Genomic DNA, 15,196 nt, shown 5'->3' with positions numbered 1-15,196 from the left:
GGTGAGACATTGCAACAGTGTGTAGAACATTTTCTAGCAGCTGTGTGGGAACAACTCACAGCTGTTTATCAACAAGAAAGTAAACGGATAATGGACTTAAAAGAACAAAGTAAATTACAAGCAGGTGTCTTTCATTATTTAAAAGTTGCCTGGAAAAAAGGGAAAAGTCCTAATGGCAATATCTTTATTGATGTCTATGAGCCATTTAGTTGGAGTGATAGTGCCTATAGGGTAGAAGCAGGTCCATACATACAGGAGTTTACCAAAGTAAATCAGATAGAGGAGCTTTTTTCGGCTCTCTGTACAAAAATGGAGACGTTGTTTCAATCCGAGCAATATGGTTTCCGATTTTTTGATTACCATTTTCAAGTAGTCCTTGAATTTGAGCATGACGGGACGATGCTTAGCTATCAGAAAAAGCTTCTCCATGATCATAAGCTAGCGTTAGTGAAAGAGCAGCTGGCCACATTTATTGAAACAAAGGTAATGGCTGAGCTACCTATACGACCAAGTGATCATGATGAATTTTTCTTTGCACAGTATTTAGTCAATCCGCATTTTTTTCATCAGTCAGCCAGTGAAATCGAACCACTTATTTGTCAACTAGAAGTAAAACATCGTGCCAATAAAGAGCGTCTAGACCAATGGGTTTATTATTATACAATGGCGTTTAAGCACTGGGCAGAGAAACAATTTTTACCGTACTATTTTGAACAAACAGGGGATTATATCCAAGAGTGGGTGCTGAAAACTGAGGATATGGTACAGCAACTGGAGCAGGAAAAGCTAAATTTCTTTCTTTATGTAGCATTGAAAATTGGTCAAAAAGAGCCAGCTACCCGTTTAGAGTATCTTGAGCTTGCCAAACAGCTGGGCTCACAGCAAGCTGTTGATTATTTGCAAAAAGGAAGCGGTCGTTTTGAAAGTATGCGGAAGCGTGAGATGTTCCAAGGGCAAGCAAATGATGTTTTACAAACAATTGATATACGAGTAATAGTTGAAGAGGAAGCGGCTTATCGTGAAGCGCTTCATTATATCATTCAACTGTTGCAGGAAGGTTTTCCAAAGGGCTATAAGCTAACCTTCAAGAGTAAAGTGAAAAATTACCTTCCTGTTAAAAAGTTAGCCAAGTCAAAGCTCCATCAGTTTTTTGCCAATTGCCTTGAATATCCTAGCCTTTTTCCGTTAGTAGCGAATTATGCACAGATTGCTATGGAGGAATTTGCATGGTATCAAGATGTCGAGCCGAGCGAAAAATCAGCGATGCCTGGCACCTATGGGGTCTTTGGCTTAGGTCTTTATAGTAAGGCTTATTTCCCGCTCGTTGAACATTATATGGCACTAGTGGATACAGAGCATCAATCTGTACAGGATGCTTATGCGGAGGCTTTTCAGGAGGTACACGGCCTATCAGTGGAGGGGATGCCTGTGTTCGTAGCTATTCTATTAGGTGGGAGTGAATCGGCTAAGCCATTAAAGGGCATGGACATCAAGGGATTAGACTTACTTACGGCACTTGTGCAAGAACTGGAGAAAAAAGAAGACTACCAGCGTGCATTTGTTTTATATCGAATATTTGGTAGTTCCAAGAAGATCGCACAACGTCTAAAGCAAGAAGAAGCACCGATGAAAAATGAGCTGCAGAAATTATTGCAATGGATGGATTTATGAAAGGAGGGCAGTTAAATGGAATGGGCGAAGGTGTGTAAAACTAAGGATATTGAGCGCGTGCGAGAGGCGGTAAGCAAGCTGGATGTCAATGAGCGGGATGTACGTGGGAGAACGCCGTTAATGCTTTTCCTAACAAATCGAATGCCACTTGAAGCAATCAAGCTGCTATTGGCACAAAATATTGATTTAGAGGTACGAGATAAGCTAGGTGATACGGCGCTTAAAAAGGCTGTAAAATTTAAGCAAGCAGAGGTACTTTCATTACTACTTGCTGAGGGTGTAGATTTACAGGCGCCTGAGGGGATTACCGCTACAGCTTGGTATGCAGCAAGAGACCATAGAGGGATTGCGGATTTATTGCTGGATACGCCTGGAGCCATTCGACTGACCTTGCAGGCAGCAGAACAGCTGCAAGTGGAGTCCATTTTATATGAGGAATCCCTTGATACAATGTGCCATGAAATAAGTAAGGTGTCATCAGCTGTCATTTTGCATGCCATTGTGAATGGCTATAATTGGGATGATGGACCAGAGCCCATGCTTGCAGCGTTAGCCAATCCAGTATGTGCACCTATAACCATGATGGACATGTTTGAACTGATGGAAGGCGAGTATTGGCTAGAACAAACAGAAGAAGAACTAGCGAGCTCCTATTGGAAACGACCATGGAAAGAGATGGCAGAAATACTACAGGAAAAGTTGAAATTCTGTGATAGATAGTGAGGAATGTGCAATGGATCAGAAAGCAAAAAAAATTTTAATGCAAACCTATTGGCAATCAGGTAGATGGCGGTCAGGCGGATATACTTATACAGAAGAAGATTTTCAGTATGCCAAAAGTAAGGGCTTGATGTTTGACCGATTAACCATTACTCATGATGAATGTGTACAGAGGTTACGACATCTTCATGAAGAAGGTGTAACAAAGGAGCTTGTGGTGACAGCATTTTTGCATAGCTTATCGACGCGTAAAGTATATTTGCGCAGTGCCTTATCCAGCTGGGCTCTTACCCATGACCTACTAATCCACACGTATCATGAGCGACCTGTTACATTAGTATCCTATAGTGGCTGTGGGTACTGTAATGAGCAGAAAATCATGTCAAATGAAGAATATGTAAATGAAGATTTAAATGTGCTTAATTTTGAACGAATGAAGTGGGGAGGTGTTCGTCTCAATTGGCTCTTATATTGTTTGCTAGATTTAGAATGTTTAGTGAAAGAACAAGAGACGTTTACGGTGTGTGAGGAAGATATAATGATAGTAAAACAGATGATAGCGGCAATAGAATCCTGTAATGAGACGGATGCAGCTAGACAGCTTGAGAAGCGCTGGAAGGATGTATTTAAGTCCAATCAATATGAACGAGATGCTGTGATGGAAATCTGGGGCTATGCTGGTTTACTAGTATCACAGGATGATTATCGCAAGGAGCGTGGACGTGGAACGGATTTTATGTCAATGGCTACCTGGAGAGGACAAGATGGCTATTCGCAAGATAAGATGCAGTTTTACTTTGGCTCCTATCTGTAAATTTGGACTAGCTACGCCAACTCATAAGACAATATTCTGTTAGACAATCCTGATAGCGCAACCATATGGAACGAGCTCTAGCATGCTTCTAATTTGATCGTTTGCTGTTGACATGTTCATTGGGAGACGCCCCCTAGTAATGTGCGCTGATGGTGTGCTAATTTTAAATACAAATGGTTGCGAAAAGCTTTAATTAGATAGATGAAGGGAGAAGTGTAGGGAAATGGGTGCATGGGGATACAAAGCATTGGAAAGTGACGAAGGTTTGGATGTAGTGGGCTTTTTACAAGATTTTATGAAGCATCACAAAGAATCGAGTCAGATTACCTTGTGGAGCATTGTCCAGATGATGAAAAATAAAGGCTTTTTTGGAGACAACTTTGAGGATATCGATTTTTTCTACGATATTAGCGCTATGGCACTGGCAGAGCTTTATTGCCAATATCTTGATACAGGTCAAATCTATGGTTACGAAAGTAAGAATGTACAAGTGCACTGGACAGCAAATGAAGACTCTTTGACATTTATTTTACAGTATCTAAAGGACATTCAAGATGAAAAGCCTGATCAGCATGGAGGGAGAGAAATGACAGAACTATGGAGAGAGTCCGAGAGTTGGCTAGAATGGCAGTCGAATCTAGCCTATCTTATACAAAGGATTGAACAAGAAATCAGCTGTTTGCAGCAATAAAAAAGGGAGGTCATTGGAAGTGACCTATGATTTTTGGATAATGGCTTCCATCATGGAATTGCTTGACTATCCAGATGAGGAAAATGATCATTATATTCCTCAGCCAACGTTGCAAGCCATTATGGATGTGCTTAATATCCAAGTGCCAATAAAAGAAATTTACGAACGTTTTTTTGATCAGTCCATTCATACAGGGCATGTTTTAGTATTTGCTAATAAGCATCTGCCGCATGCCTGTATTGTACTTGATACTTATCGTGATCCACTAGATCAGCAGGATTTAATTCGATTTGGCTGGAGGGTGGCAGCGAAGGATGTTTGTCTAGTAAGACAGTTATCTCGGAAACTATTTGACAATTGTGATGAGGGCATTCGCTACGAGGAAGGTCAATCTATTCTCTATCAGGTACTGCAGGAACAAAGCTATCCTCGTAAATACTACTACGAGACGGTATTTGAGCAAAAAATGAAGAACTATATGGTGTGACCAATCATAAAAGGATTCGTGACACTTCCTATAGAGAGTGCGCGAATCCATATGAAAGACATTATACAAAGAAAAAACTAAATAAAGATAAGATGATGGAAATGCCAACAATAGGTCCAATCATTTTCATATGTCGTTTTCGTCCCATCACAACAATCGCCACATACTCACGAATCATGGCATTTGGCCAATAATAAAAGGCTGTCTTTGATCCTATGCCTTGACTATTCAAGCCCGCAAGTCTTGCATAAATACCAGCGCGAAATAGGTGGAAGTTATTCGTCGTAAAAATACTGTTATAGTCCTTACCTTGTTTCCGATCATCCATCAGTTGTTTAGAAAATAACATATTTTGATAGGTATTGACAGAGCTGTTCTCCTGTAAAGTATGCTCAATTGGAATGCCTTTTTCAATCGCATATCGTTGCATTGCTTCAGCTTCAGGTAGATTCTCGTCAGGACCTTGTCCACCAGAGAAAATAATGGTTGGTGGCGTAGTAACAGCCGCTTGCTTATGGTAGAAATCCATTGCTTTTTGAATTCTACTAGCTAACAGCGGCGGTACTTTGTCATTGATCAAGCCACTTCCTAGCACGATGATAAAATCTTGATTCAGCTTTGGTCGATTGAATTGATAAAGAAAATAGGCGGACAAAAAATTAGATAAATGGATAAAGAAATAAAACGTGATCAGCGAGATCCCACCAAAGATCGGTTGGAGGTGGATTGAAAACACACTCGCTGGATAGATAATCGGTAAGAGGATAAATAGCAATATGCCTATGGCGACCAGTAATGTTAAAGAATTGGCCAAACGTCGACCTTCTCGCTTCATCAATACTCTCGCATTTAAAAATAAACCAAACATTAAGGCAAGAATGCCAAAAGGAATCAAGATAAATAGGGCAATAAAAGGGATAATAACAATGAGCCTTAAAAAGTAATGGTCAGATGCTAAAGATGCGATGACGCAGAATAACAGAAAAGAACAAATAAATAGATTAAATAATAGTCCATTGATCATTTTTCTTGGGTCTTTTAAATAAGAAATGAGAAAAATGACAAAAAGAATGAGTGGAATAATGCCAAAATACATACAAAATGCACCTCTAGTGATGGAGTGGTTGATGATATCTTTATATTATAAGTCATAATTGGGCGAAATCAACCATCGACAAAATGACAAGAGGGAGCCTGACGATACTCCCTCTATTTTTTGTGTGAGCGATTTTCGGATTTATGGAGATAATGAAGATATTCATGACGCGTTAATCCGCCAGTTTGACGATTAAATTCATCATAAGTAATATCTGCTGGTAAGCCAAATTCAGCGAATGCCTGTTGATGTTCTTTATGATAGTACGGATGAGCCAGTGATCTAGATACATTTTCTTCCTCTGATTTCAACCAATCAGTTGCAACGCCTGCAGAGACACCGTGGTTTGTAAAACGATTGCCTGTTTGAAATGTAGTGATAGATGCTGGCTTGCTAATCGTTCCTGTGCCCCATGAAAGACGGTAACGAGGCTCCTTCCCATAGTGGAGAGTCTGTCCGTAACCTAGAGGGAATAAAATATCGTCTTCTGTTAACGTTTTATGACCAAGTTTTTCATAGCAGCCCCTCATAAAATAGTCGTCCATGACGATTTGTGTTTGGGAAGCTAATGGAGCAGCGGTAATTTCCTCAAGAGAAGGCAAACGCTCTGTCGTGGTCAACAGATAGGGACGAATAAATAAAGGCATAGTCATCACATTATGCCAAATACTATCTTCTGCAAATAACTGATCTTTTTGCATTTGCCGTAAATCGCCAATAACCAGCACATAGCCGTTGACGAATAGATCAATCTCTACACGAAAAATATCGCCTGGTACAGCCTTATAACGTAAACTTTTCATCTTTGTCAGCTTTTTTAGCTTGTCTGCGTAATCTGTAGGAAGCTGAGTCGGAAATTGCAGTAGCCAATCCATGATCGCCGACTTAGTCGTTAAATGCTCAAAACCTGTAAGCGGAAGCTGATAATATGTTTTTGCATTGCGAGCTGTAATATAGCTTGATGGCTGGTGTTCATTGCCTAGACCAGCAGAAAAAATAACACCTGTTGCTTTCACGGCAGAAATCGTTGTGTAATTTAATTTCTTTTCCTTTCCACGTGCGGTTTGTGGGACAATCATTTCACGATTACGTGTTAAAATGTCCACATCAGCTTCCTGGTAGCTATGCTCATTAACGAAAATTCTTTTTTTAATCACATCCCCCTCGAAGCAAATAAAGTAATCTTCTCGAATTTGATGTGTGTCCCAATGATTTTCTAGCATATGTAGACCGAAATAAGGGCGTAGTGAATTTGTTAGCCAACTAGTAAATAATGTCAATAAGACTTCCTCCTTACGTATGTTTGTTATGTGGGTCAAGTATACTGAATTTGACGGATGACGAAAATAGGATGGGTGAAAAATGGTTAAAATAGTTGCTTTTATGTGATAGCAACGATTGCTTTCGGAGCAGAAGGCCGCCTTTTTCATCAGGCTATAGAACTGTTATAATGACAGACAGAGGTGATGAACATGCATATTTTGACGATTGAAGGCATACCCTATGCTTGGCTTGAGCCATTACAGGAAATTCATGCTCACGTCTTTGACGGTGCCAAACTGCCAGTCGAAAAGCTAGAAAAGAAAGAAGGTCTTCTTTGTTTATTGGCAGTTGAAGATGAGGCGCTATTCGGCTTTAAACTGGGCTATCCACATCCAGATGGTGTTTTTTATAGTTGGTTGGGTGGTGTTCATGTGACAATGCGGGGGCGAGGTATTGCTAGTCAATTAATGAAGGCGCAGCATGCGGCTATTCAGGAAGTAGGATTTCAAAAAGTTCGTACATATGGTAGAAATACACGCAAAGCCATGCTCATTACCAATCTCAAACATGGCTTTGATATCGTTTCAACATTTCTTGATGAAAAAGGAAGACATAAAATTATATTTGAAAAAACATTCGATTAAGGAGTTTTAAACATGAAAGCATATTTAGCAAACGGATTATTTTCTTTAGGAGATCGCTTCGTCAATGAGCAATTGGCAGCAGCTATTCGGGAGGCCGTGCCAGACATCGCTTTATACGTACCACAGGAAAACGATGCTATCAATGATAAATCAGCCTATGCAGATAGCTTAGCCATTGCTCAAGCAGATTTAGAAATGCTGCAAAATAGTGATGTATTGATAGCTGTATTGGATGGGGTTGAAATTGATTCAGGTGTGGCCGCTGAAATTGGTGCGTTCTCTATGCTGAATCGTCCTATTATTGGTGTACTGACAGATGTTCGTCAGCAAGGACGAGACAATATGCAAAAAATAGAGGCGCTAATTCGAGATGGGCTAGAGAATCAGTTCGTTTATCGTAATCTATTTGTTGTGGGGTTAATTAAACGTAATGGCGTTATAACGTCTTCCATTGAAGAGGCTGTGGAAGCCGTACAAAAATTGAACAACGAGGAGGCATAATCATGCTGTTAGCTACATCAGACGTGATAGCAGGAAAAGACATTATCGACACTTTAGGACTAGTGCGAGGAAATTCTGTTCAATCAAGAAACATCGGTCGAGACATGATAGCTGGTCTTCGTAATATTGTGGGTGGTGAGATGAAAGAGTATGCTGAGATGCTTGTGCGTTCTCGCGAAATCGCCACACAGGCAATGATAGAGGAAGCCCAACAAATGGGAGCAGATGCCATTGTAGGTGTCCGTTATGCGACTTCATCTGTAATGGATGGCACATCAGAAGTGTTGGTATATGGAACGGCTGTGAGATTTAAATAACAGTTTCAGACCAGGGGATAGAAGCCATCGAGAAGTTTGATATGCTCTCGATGGCTTTTGTCATTTTTTTCTCTCTTTCATATTCAACATTTGGTAAACTATTACCAAAAGAGCGCTTGCATGGACATTTTTTTAGACCTCTTAAAGTTACCCATCGCATCCGTAAAACCATGCTCAATGGTTTCTTTGATTTGTTTGATGTTATAGAACTATCGTAAATATAAAGCTTCCTTCACATAGAATCCCCAAATAGGAAGTTGAATGAGTTCTTACTTTCTGTACATTTTGGTAGGCTTGGTCACCTCAAATGCTTGCTTTTCATCAACATATGTAGTTGGAGTTCTTTATGTAGCAGCTGATGGAATGAAGAGCGCTGACTCCTGCGGGAGAAGCGGAAGTTGAGATTCTGGACTGAGAGGACGTTTTCTGTGTGAAAGCGAAGCGGAGGGAAATAGCTTGACTGCGCCTGTAGCGGAAATCAACGGCTTTACTTTATTTTATTGCGAAAATGCTGCGTTTATCGAATTTATTGTAAAATTTTAGTTAATTATGTTAGAAATACAGTCTATTGTGCTGCTTTAATGATGTTTTATCATAAGATGCGTATAATACCTATTATGCAGATAAGGTATAATGGTTATGGTAGTAAAGGTTAATGATGCCCAACTTAGAATCTGTTGGGCATGATAGAAGAAAGAGTGGGATATATGGTAGATTCACAACAAAGCAAAGGCTATCGTGTTCTTTCGATATTTGATCGATTGATGGATGGCCAAGGAATCAACAAGAAGCAGGAAGCATTGACACATCAGGTTGGTGAAAAAACCATACAACGGGATATCGACGAAATTCGTACATATCTGAGAAAGGCTAAACTCAATTGCCGCTTACAATATGTTCGTACAGAAAAAGTATATAAACTAATACAAACAGATCATAATCGTTTATCTAAAGAACAAGTATTAGTTATTATTAAAATACTAATTCAATCAAGAGCATTTAGTAAGACTGAGATGAATGAACTGTTGGAGAAGCTTATTTCTATTGTGGCAGCAGATCAGGATGCTCAAATACTATTAAAGGAAAAATCGGTAGAGGTAGATGTACAATATAACCAATCCTTAGTACCATTCATTTGGAGCATTTCAGAAGCCATTCAAAAGAACAAGGTCATGACAATTGATTATGTAGCTGAGGGAGAAAGTATCTCCACCGAAAAGATGGTGAAGCCTCTAGCTGTGATCTTTTCAGCACCCTATTTTTATGTTCTAGCAGATAATCAAGATAGTCCAACTGTTTACCGAATGGATCGTATTCAGCATCTTCGTGAACAGGATAAAACATTTCAAATAGGTGAGCTCCACAAGGATCAGCCATTGATTGATGTTAGTGAGCCTATACGATTTCTCTATAGAGGAAAGTACCCCCAAACTGTTTTCAATCGATTTCCGACAGCCAAGCTCGTATCGCAAAATGATCATGCCTACTTATTTGAAGCAAATGTGTTTGGACACGACATCAATAGGTGGTTTTTAAGTCAGGGAGCAGATCTAGAGATATTGGAGCCAATCGAGCTGAGAGAAGAGATGATAGAAACTATACAGGCAATGCAGCAAAATTATCATTGTATTTAAAAACCCGCGCAATTTTAAGCACGGGTTTTACTATTACTGAAAAAGTTGTTCAATGAATGTCAAATCGACATCATGATTGAGCTTGTAATCTTTCATATAATTTTCTTCATATAAATAAACGAATAAATGGTGATTATCATCTATACGTAAGCCGATTTCCCTGTCATCATTGATCGATAACGTCAGCCAATAAGCTTCTTTAAAATCGGATTTAGCAAACCATACTTTTTTTAATGGCAGGTCTTTTAAAGGCTGCATTATTTGGTCGATTTCTGCTTTATTTGTAAGCATGATCGTTTTTTCATCCGAAGAACGAATGACTTCAATTTTATGAATTTCCTTCAAATCGAGACGCTCTGTTACCTCTGTTGTAAAATCGGTGTCTCTTGTTAGTAGCATCGTTGAGATATACAGAATAAGTAATGGTAGTAAAATGCCTAGAAGTAGTTTGTATCTTTTTTTCATACTCGTCTCCTTAAATTCTAAAAATTCGCACATATGTATTCTTTTCCACGCTATAATTGAGCATATACTGAAATGATAAAGGAAGGCAATAAAATGACATATAATTATGCAGAAAAAGAACTATTTTATCCAGATAGAACAATTATGTATCGAGGCGGCGTCAAAAAAAATGATTTTGGCCATGATATCTATGATGGGAAAGGCATGCTTTTTGATCAAGATGGCGAGCTCTTATTCGAGGGGGAATTCGTCAATCATATGAAGCAAGGCAATGGCATCATGTATTTAAAAGGGCAACTTATTTATCAGGGAGAATTCATTCAAAATAAAAAACAGGGTCACGGCATTTTATATAAGGATGGCCATAAGCATTATGAGGGTCATTTTCGCAATGATTTAATGGATGGCTATGGCATCTTATATTATGAAGAGGATGTGACGTCTCCTTATCAAGCATTGCGAGCACAATATCCTCATTTAAATCAGCCACAGTATGAGGGTGATTTTGTACATGGCATGAAAAAAGGAAAAGGCAAGCAATATTATCCAAATGGGTTTTTACAATATGAGGGTGATTTTATTTGGCATCATATGCAAGGGGCTGGTAAGCTCTATTATCCGACAGAATCACCAACGGCTGAAGAGCTTGCCCGTGGTGTCACAACATGCCACTATGAGGGTCATTTCTTTGAAGATCTGAAACATGGCAAAGGGAAAGTTTTTTCTAGGCAGGGTATGCTGGAAGCGGAAGGACAGTTTAAAGAAGATAAGATGACAGGGCATGGAACGCTTTATTATGCCAATGGACAGGCTTCCTATAGAGGGGAATTGGTTCATGGCAAAAAACATGGACGAGGCGATTATTTTAATGAAGATGGCAAAATCATTTACAGTGGTGAATTTATCAATGATGAACGATTGCGCATTACACCTGAAATCGAACAGGAGATTACTAAACTACAAAAGCAATTGGACAGTCTTGTAGGATTGCCGAACGTAAAAAAAGAAATACATAATTTAATAAACTTCATTAAAATCCAAAGCCTGCGTGTCGATCATGGATTAACAAGCTTTCCAATTACGTATCATCTTGTTTTCTCAGGCAATCCAGGGACAGGTAAAACAACAGTGGCACGCATTATTGGCCAAATCTACAAGCATCTTGGCGTGTTATCAAGCGGACATTTTGTTGAAACAGATCGCGCAGGATTGGTCGCTGGATATGTAGGGCAAACAGCACTCAAGGTTCAGGAAGTTGTTAACAAAGCAAAGGGTGGGGTTCTCTTTATTGATGAAGCCTACTCATTAATTCATGATAAACAGGATGCATTTGGTAAGGAAGCGATTGACAGTTTATTAAAAGCAATGGAGGATCTACGTGATGACTTAGTAATTATCGTTGCTGGGTATACAGAGCTTATGGAGGAGTTTTTACAAGCGAATCCAGGCTTTAAATCTCGCTTTAATCAATTTGTTCAGTTCGATAATTTTAGCACCGATGAACTCTTTGCTATTTTTGCTATGCTTTGTCAAACGAATGATTATCAATTCGGAGAAGCATTTGCCCAACATATGAAAGTGCAGCTACGCCAAATGCCAATTGAAACAATTCCTAATTTCTCGAATGGTCGCTATATTCGAAACCTGTTTGAAAAATTGGTGACGATCCAATCAAACCGATTGATTCAACAGGCAACAATCTCGAAAGAAGAATTGATGACTTTTGAGGAGCAAGATATTTTACAGGGCCTATCAGAAAAGCTATTTGATAACACTTTTTAAGATAAGGAGTAGACGAATGAAAAAATGGTTTGCCATTATTTTAGTGTGTGCTTGTATTTTACCACGGATAATAACGATTCATGTTACAGTAAATAATCATATAAATGTCCATAAAAACAATAAAAGTTAATGAGTTATGCTTGATATGGTAATATAATACAAAATATACGCTATCGTTAACGAACACGGATGCCTTTAATTGGTATTTTCGTGCACCGGATGGAGAAAGTTATGAGACTGTTGTGCGCAGACTAACATCTTGGCTTGACGGGATTCAACAATTCCCAAAAGTGATTATTGTCTCGCATGGTCTGACTGGGCGAATTTTACAGGGTGTCTATGCAGGACTTAATAAAAAAAGGCACTCAAGATGTATTATTCAAGTCAACCAATAAAGAAATCTCAAGAATTTGTTCTAATATCGAAGATGATTAGTACATATAAAGATATTTGAGTTCATCACATTGTTCTCAAGGAATATTCAGAAATGCCACCTATTATAATGTGTAGGAGGCGTTTTTTTATGAAAAAATGGATGTTATGTTGTTGTATTTGTATCGTGGTTTTCTTATTTTATTATACAAACAAAATATATGAACGCGCTCAGCTAGAACTGCCATCATTACATAGTCATAATGCTTTATTGCTCAATGAACAAGGCGAAGTATTATACGAAAAAAATGCAGATGCTATTATTTATCCAGCTTCCTTAACCAAGATTATGACAGCCATCGTTGCCATAGAGATGACAGAGGATTTACAAAGACAAACAATTGTAGAACCACAAACGATTGCCAACTATACGGCCCAAAATGCTTCGATGGCAGGCTTTCAAGCAGGAGACTTTGTTACAATGGAGGATTTATTATATGGCACACTCCTTGCCTCAGGTGCCGATGCAACAGGAACTCTTGCAGATGCTATCGCAGGCAGTGAGGACAAATTCGTCACTTTGATGAATAACAAGGCGCAGGAATTAGGCATGCATGATACATATTTTGTTAATACCAGTGGCCTACATGATGAGGCACATGTATCTAGCGTGCGGGATATCAGTAAGCTTCTACGCTATGCGTTAGAAAACCCTATCTTTTATCAAATATTTACCTCGAAAAGCTATACAACCTATGTGCCTAATGAATTAATTATCACAAACTCGTTGTTTACAAAAGTGCCTAGTGTAGATGGCCCCATACTAGGAGGGAAAACAGGGTATACACCAGAAGCAGGGCTCTGTCTGGCGTCCATTATCGAAAAAGAAGGAAAATCATTTCTTTTCATTACAACCAATGCCCCGACCTATGTTTGGACGCCACCCCCTCATATCGAAGATGCTTTAACTGCCTATGATGCCCTGTAAGTGGAAAAAAGATGAAAACATCTCAACTTTTTCATCGTTTCCAACGTCTTATTTGAAAGGGAGACATTTCTTGTTTTGTGATGGTGCTAGGTAATCCATTTTTGAGGGAAGTCTCTCCTGGATCAAGCAAAACGATTACTTTTTGTAGCCCTTTGCTTATTGATGCGGGGAAGATGCTCTCATGGTTGGGGAAGCTCTGGGGAATTCGCTCCAAAATAGGAGCGAACCACTCAATCACTCCACAAAAAGGAGGGCTCAACATGTCATTATCATAATCTACGCATAGTTTTATAGAAAAAAGGGAAGGAGAAATGTAGTAAGGTTAATATTATACAGATGTGAAGGGTCTTGGAAGATGGAATCTAGTCGATTACTACTATTTTCTGGTCTGAATGGTTACTCTATAATGATAGTTAATTCTTAGCATTTTTTTAGCAAACGACATGGGAAGACATCTAAGGACGGTGAAGAACAATGACAAAATTTTTACCCTATGCAATCGTGTTGACATTGATGATGTGTTTATTTGCTGGGCAATTATCAGCAAGTGCTGAAGGGCCAGTGGTAATTCAAAAAGTGATGAAGGATACGGTCATTTATGAAAAGCCTTCCACAACTAGCAATGAGATGGGGGAACTGGCGAAGGGACACTTTGTCACAGTGACGCAAGCAAGCAAAGGGTGGACACATATTCAAACGCCAGAGCAGGCAGGCTTTGTGCCATCTGATGTTTTAGTCAAGTTGAAGTCTGTCGGCTATTTAGTCATTCAAAAGGGTGGTGCGACGCTATTTACTGCGCCAAGCCAAAATGCACAGCAGGCAGGATCGCTTTATGAAGGACGCATGATTTATGTGTATGGCACAGCACCTGGAGGCTGGTCTTTCGTCCAATATGGGCAGGATATAGGATATGTGGCAACAAATGCTTTAAAAAAACCTGTTCCAACGAAGAAACGAATCAACGCTGTGGCTGGTGCTGAATTACGTTTAACTGCTAGCCCGCATGGAGAAGTTCTTGGTACACTTGCCAATAATACAGCTGTCCAGTATTACATAACGCTTGCAGGCTGGGCCTATGTAGAAGCGGGCGACCAAAAAGGGTATGTCAAAGCTTCTGAGCTAGCCAATATTCAGCTAACCGATAATAAAGTGTATAATAAAGGTGTGCCAGTAGTGAAGGGTGCTAAAAAACGTGTAGCTTTAACATTTGATGATGGGCCTAACGCCAAGGTAACACCGCAAATATTGGCGACTTTAAATAAATACGATGCGAAGGCTACATTCTTTATGGTAGGAAAAAATGTGTCAAGAAATGCTGCTATCGTCAAGCAAGTCTATGAGGCTGGGCATGAAATTGGCAACCATACCTTGAATCACAAAAAATTAACGGCTTTATCCATAGCGGAGGTTAAACAAGAAGTCAATGGCACAAGTAATGCGATTTATACAGCCATTGGCCAATACCCAACCGTTTTCCGTCCACCGTATGGGGCGACAAATGATCAAGTGCGCTCGTTCATGACGATCCCTTCGATTTTATGGTCGATTGATACACTAGATTGGAAACATCATAATGCGGATAAAATTTTAGCGTATGTGAAAGCCTCTGTAAAAGATGGCAGTATCATTTTAATGCATGATATTCATCAAACGACAGCGAATGGTTTAGAAAATGTCATTCTTTATTTACAGAAACAAGGCTATGAATTTGTTACAGTGAGTGAGATATTACAATAAATAATAGAAAAGCT

At 39.3% G+C, this 15,196-nt stretch carries 15 protein-coding genes and 1 pseudogene; 13 read left to right on the top strand and 3 right to left on the bottom strand.

Annotation, left to right across the window (positions count from 1 at the left end; all coding sequences use genetic code 11):
- Nucleotides 1-9 precede the first annotated feature (9 nt).
- The 5 genes from NV349_RS12535 to NV349_RS12515 all read left to right on the top strand — a co-directional run bounded on the left by NV349_RS12535 (nucleotide 10) and on the right by NV349_RS12515 (nucleotide 4,383).
- A complete protein-coding gene (locus NV349_RS12535; RefSeq protein WP_036116928.1) occupies nucleotides 10-1,671 on the top strand; it encodes a DUF6138 family protein in 1,662 nt (553 codons plus the stop codon).
- A 15-nt stretch (nucleotides 1,672-1,686) separates the two neighbouring features.
- Nucleotides 1,687-2,391, top strand: a complete 705-nt coding sequence (locus NV349_RS12530; protein ID WP_036116926.1) for a DUF4274 domain-containing protein — start codon at nucleotides 1,687-1,689, stop codon at nucleotides 2,389-2,391.
- 13 nt (nucleotides 2,392-2,404) lie between these two features.
- Complete coding sequence (locus NV349_RS12525) at nucleotides 2,405-3,205, top strand: hypothetical protein (protein WP_036116923.1); 801 nt, start codon at nucleotides 2,405-2,407, stop codon at nucleotides 3,203-3,205.
- Nucleotides 3,206-3,428: 223 nt separating this feature from the next.
- Nucleotides 3,429-3,896 (top strand): DUF4259 domain-containing protein, encoded by a 468-nt coding sequence (locus NV349_RS12520; protein ID WP_036116920.1) that lies wholly within the window; start codon nucleotides 3,429-3,431, stop codon nucleotides 3,894-3,896.
- 19 nt (nucleotides 3,897-3,915) lie between these two features.
- Nucleotides 3,916-4,383 (top strand): hypothetical protein, encoded by a 468-nt coding sequence (locus NV349_RS12515; RefSeq protein WP_036116918.1) that lies wholly within the window; start codon nucleotides 3,916-3,918, stop codon nucleotides 4,381-4,383.
- 61 nt (nucleotides 4,384-4,444) lie between these two features.
- Here the strand turns inward: NV349_RS12515 and NV349_RS12510 are convergent, their stop codons facing one another.
- Together NV349_RS12510 and NV349_RS12505 are read right to left on the bottom strand one after the other, a co-directional pair.
- Nucleotides 4,445-5,479 (bottom strand): YdcF family protein, encoded by a 1,035-nt coding sequence (locus NV349_RS12510; protein ID WP_058843645.1) that lies wholly within the window; start codon nucleotides 5,477-5,479, stop codon nucleotides 4,445-4,447.
- A 113-nt stretch (nucleotides 5,480-5,592) separates the two neighbouring features.
- The gene (locus tag NV349_RS12505; protein WP_058843646.1) at nucleotides 5,593-6,759 is read right to left on the bottom strand and encodes an immunity 26/phosphotriesterase HocA family protein; all 1,167 of its coding nucleotides are present in this window, start codon (nucleotides 6,757-6,759) and stop codon (nucleotides 5,593-5,595) included.
- A 192-nt stretch (nucleotides 6,760-6,951) separates the two neighbouring features.
- Here NV349_RS12505 and NV349_RS12500 point away from each other — a divergent pair, with 192 nt between their 5' ends.
- The 4 genes from NV349_RS12500 (at nucleotide 6,952) to NV349_RS12485 (ending at nucleotide 9,838) form a co-directional block, all read left to right on the top strand.
- On the top strand, nucleotides 6,952-7,386 hold the full coding sequence (locus NV349_RS12500; protein ID WP_058843647.1) for a GNAT family N-acetyltransferase: 435 nt from the start codon (nucleotides 6,952-6,954) through the stop codon (nucleotides 7,384-7,386).
- A gap of 12 nt (nucleotides 7,387-7,398) precedes the next feature.
- Nucleotides 7,399-7,887 (top strand): nucleoside 2-deoxyribosyltransferase, encoded by a 489-nt coding sequence (locus NV349_RS12495; RefSeq protein WP_058843648.1) that lies wholly within the window; start codon nucleotides 7,399-7,401, stop codon nucleotides 7,885-7,887.
- A 2-nt stretch (nucleotides 7,888-7,889) separates the two neighbouring features.
- Complete coding sequence (locus NV349_RS12490; RefSeq protein ID WP_036117142.1) at nucleotides 7,890-8,204, top strand: YbjQ family protein; 315 nt, start codon at nucleotides 7,890-7,892, stop codon at nucleotides 8,202-8,204.
- Between the two features lie 707 nt (nucleotides 8,205-8,911).
- Nucleotides 8,912-9,838 carry a helix-turn-helix transcriptional regulator gene (locus NV349_RS12485; protein WP_271910094.1) on the top strand — a complete coding sequence of 309 codons (927 nt, stop codon included), beginning with the start codon at nucleotides 8,912-8,914 and terminating at the stop codon, nucleotides 9,836-9,838.
- A gap of 33 nt (nucleotides 9,839-9,871) precedes the next feature.
- Here NV349_RS12485 and NV349_RS12480 read toward each other — a convergent pair whose 3' ends face one another.
- Complete coding sequence (locus NV349_RS12480; protein WP_271910093.1) at nucleotides 9,872-10,303, bottom strand: hypothetical protein; 432 nt, start codon at nucleotides 10,301-10,303, stop codon at nucleotides 9,872-9,874.
- A gap of 93 nt (nucleotides 10,304-10,396) precedes the next feature.
- Between NV349_RS12480 and NV349_RS12475 the strand changes: the two genes are divergently transcribed.
- From NV349_RS12475 to NV349_RS12460, 4 genes and pseudogenes are all read left to right on the top strand, one after another.
- Complete coding sequence (locus tag NV349_RS12475) at nucleotides 10,397-12,085, top strand: AAA family ATPase (RefSeq protein ID WP_271910092.1); 1,689 nt, start codon at nucleotides 10,397-10,399, stop codon at nucleotides 12,083-12,085.
- Nucleotides 12,086-12,321: 236 nt separating this feature from the next.
- Nucleotides 12,322-12,480 (top strand): annotated as a pseudogene (locus NV349_RS12470) (histidine phosphatase family protein); the annotation flags it as partial.
- A 128-nt stretch (nucleotides 12,481-12,608) separates the two neighbouring features.
- Entirely contained in the window at nucleotides 12,609-13,445 is an 837-nt protein-coding gene (locus NV349_RS12465) for a D-alanyl-D-alanine carboxypeptidase family protein (RefSeq protein WP_271910091.1), read from the top strand.
- A 474-nt stretch (nucleotides 13,446-13,919) separates the two neighbouring features.
- The gene (locus tag NV349_RS12460) at nucleotides 13,920-15,182 is read left to right on the top strand and encodes a polysaccharide deacetylase family protein (RefSeq protein ID WP_271910089.1); all 1,263 of its coding nucleotides are present in this window, start codon (nucleotides 13,920-13,922) and stop codon (nucleotides 15,180-15,182) included.
- The last annotated feature ends 14 nt before the right edge of the window (nucleotides 15,183-15,196 follow it).

Origin of the sequence: Lysinibacillus sp. OF-1, from assembly GCF_028356935.1 — a bacterium.
GTDB classification, from domain to species: Bacteria; Bacillota; Bacilli; order Bacillales_A; family Planococcaceae; genus Lysinibacillus; species Lysinibacillus fusiformis_D.
This window is presented reverse-complemented; position numbering and strand designations above follow the sequence as displayed.

What these genes read in the sequence shown, in the direction of transcription:
- NV349_RS12530 (WP_036116926.1), top strand. Translation starts at nt 1,687, where the DNA reads ATGGAATGGGCGAAGGTGTGTAAAACTAAGGATATTGAGCGCGTGCGA.
- NV349_RS12525 (WP_036116923.1), top strand. Translation starts at nt 2,405, where the DNA reads ATGGATCAGAAAGCAAAAAAAATTTTAATGCAAACCTATTGGCAATCA.
- NV349_RS12520 (WP_036116920.1), top strand. Translation starts at nt 3,429, where the DNA reads ATGGGTGCATGGGGATACAAAGCATTGGAAAGTGACGAAGGTTTGGAT.
- NV349_RS12510 (WP_058843645.1), bottom strand. Translation starts at nt 5,479, where the DNA reads ATGTATTTTGGCATTATTCCACTCATTCTTTTTGTCATTTTTCTCATT.
- NV349_RS12500 (WP_058843647.1), top strand. Translation starts at nt 6,952, where the DNA reads ATGCATATTTTGACGATTGAAGGCATACCCTATGCTTGGCTTGAGCCA.
- NV349_RS12495 (WP_058843648.1), top strand. Translation starts at nt 7,399, where the DNA reads ATGAAAGCATATTTAGCAAACGGATTATTTTCTTTAGGAGATCGCTTC.
- NV349_RS12490 (WP_036117142.1), top strand. Translation starts at nt 7,890, where the DNA reads ATGCTGTTAGCTACATCAGACGTGATAGCAGGAAAAGACATTATCGAC.
- NV349_RS12485 (WP_271910094.1), top strand. Translation starts at nt 8,912, where the DNA reads ATGGTAGATTCACAACAAAGCAAAGGCTATCGTGTTCTTTCGATATTT.
- NV349_RS12480 (WP_271910093.1), bottom strand. Translation starts at nt 10,303, where the DNA reads ATGAAAAAAAGATACAAACTACTTCTAGGCATTTTACTACCATTACTT.
- NV349_RS12475 (WP_271910092.1), top strand. Translation starts at nt 10,397, where the DNA reads ATGACATATAATTATGCAGAAAAAGAACTATTTTATCCAGATAGAACA.
- NV349_RS12465 (WP_271910091.1), top strand. Translation starts at nt 12,609, where the DNA reads ATGAAAAAATGGATGTTATGTTGTTGTATTTGTATCGTGGTTTTCTTA.
- NV349_RS12460 (WP_271910089.1), top strand. Translation starts at nt 13,920, where the DNA reads ATGACAAAATTTTTACCCTATGCAATCGTGTTGACATTGATGATGTGT.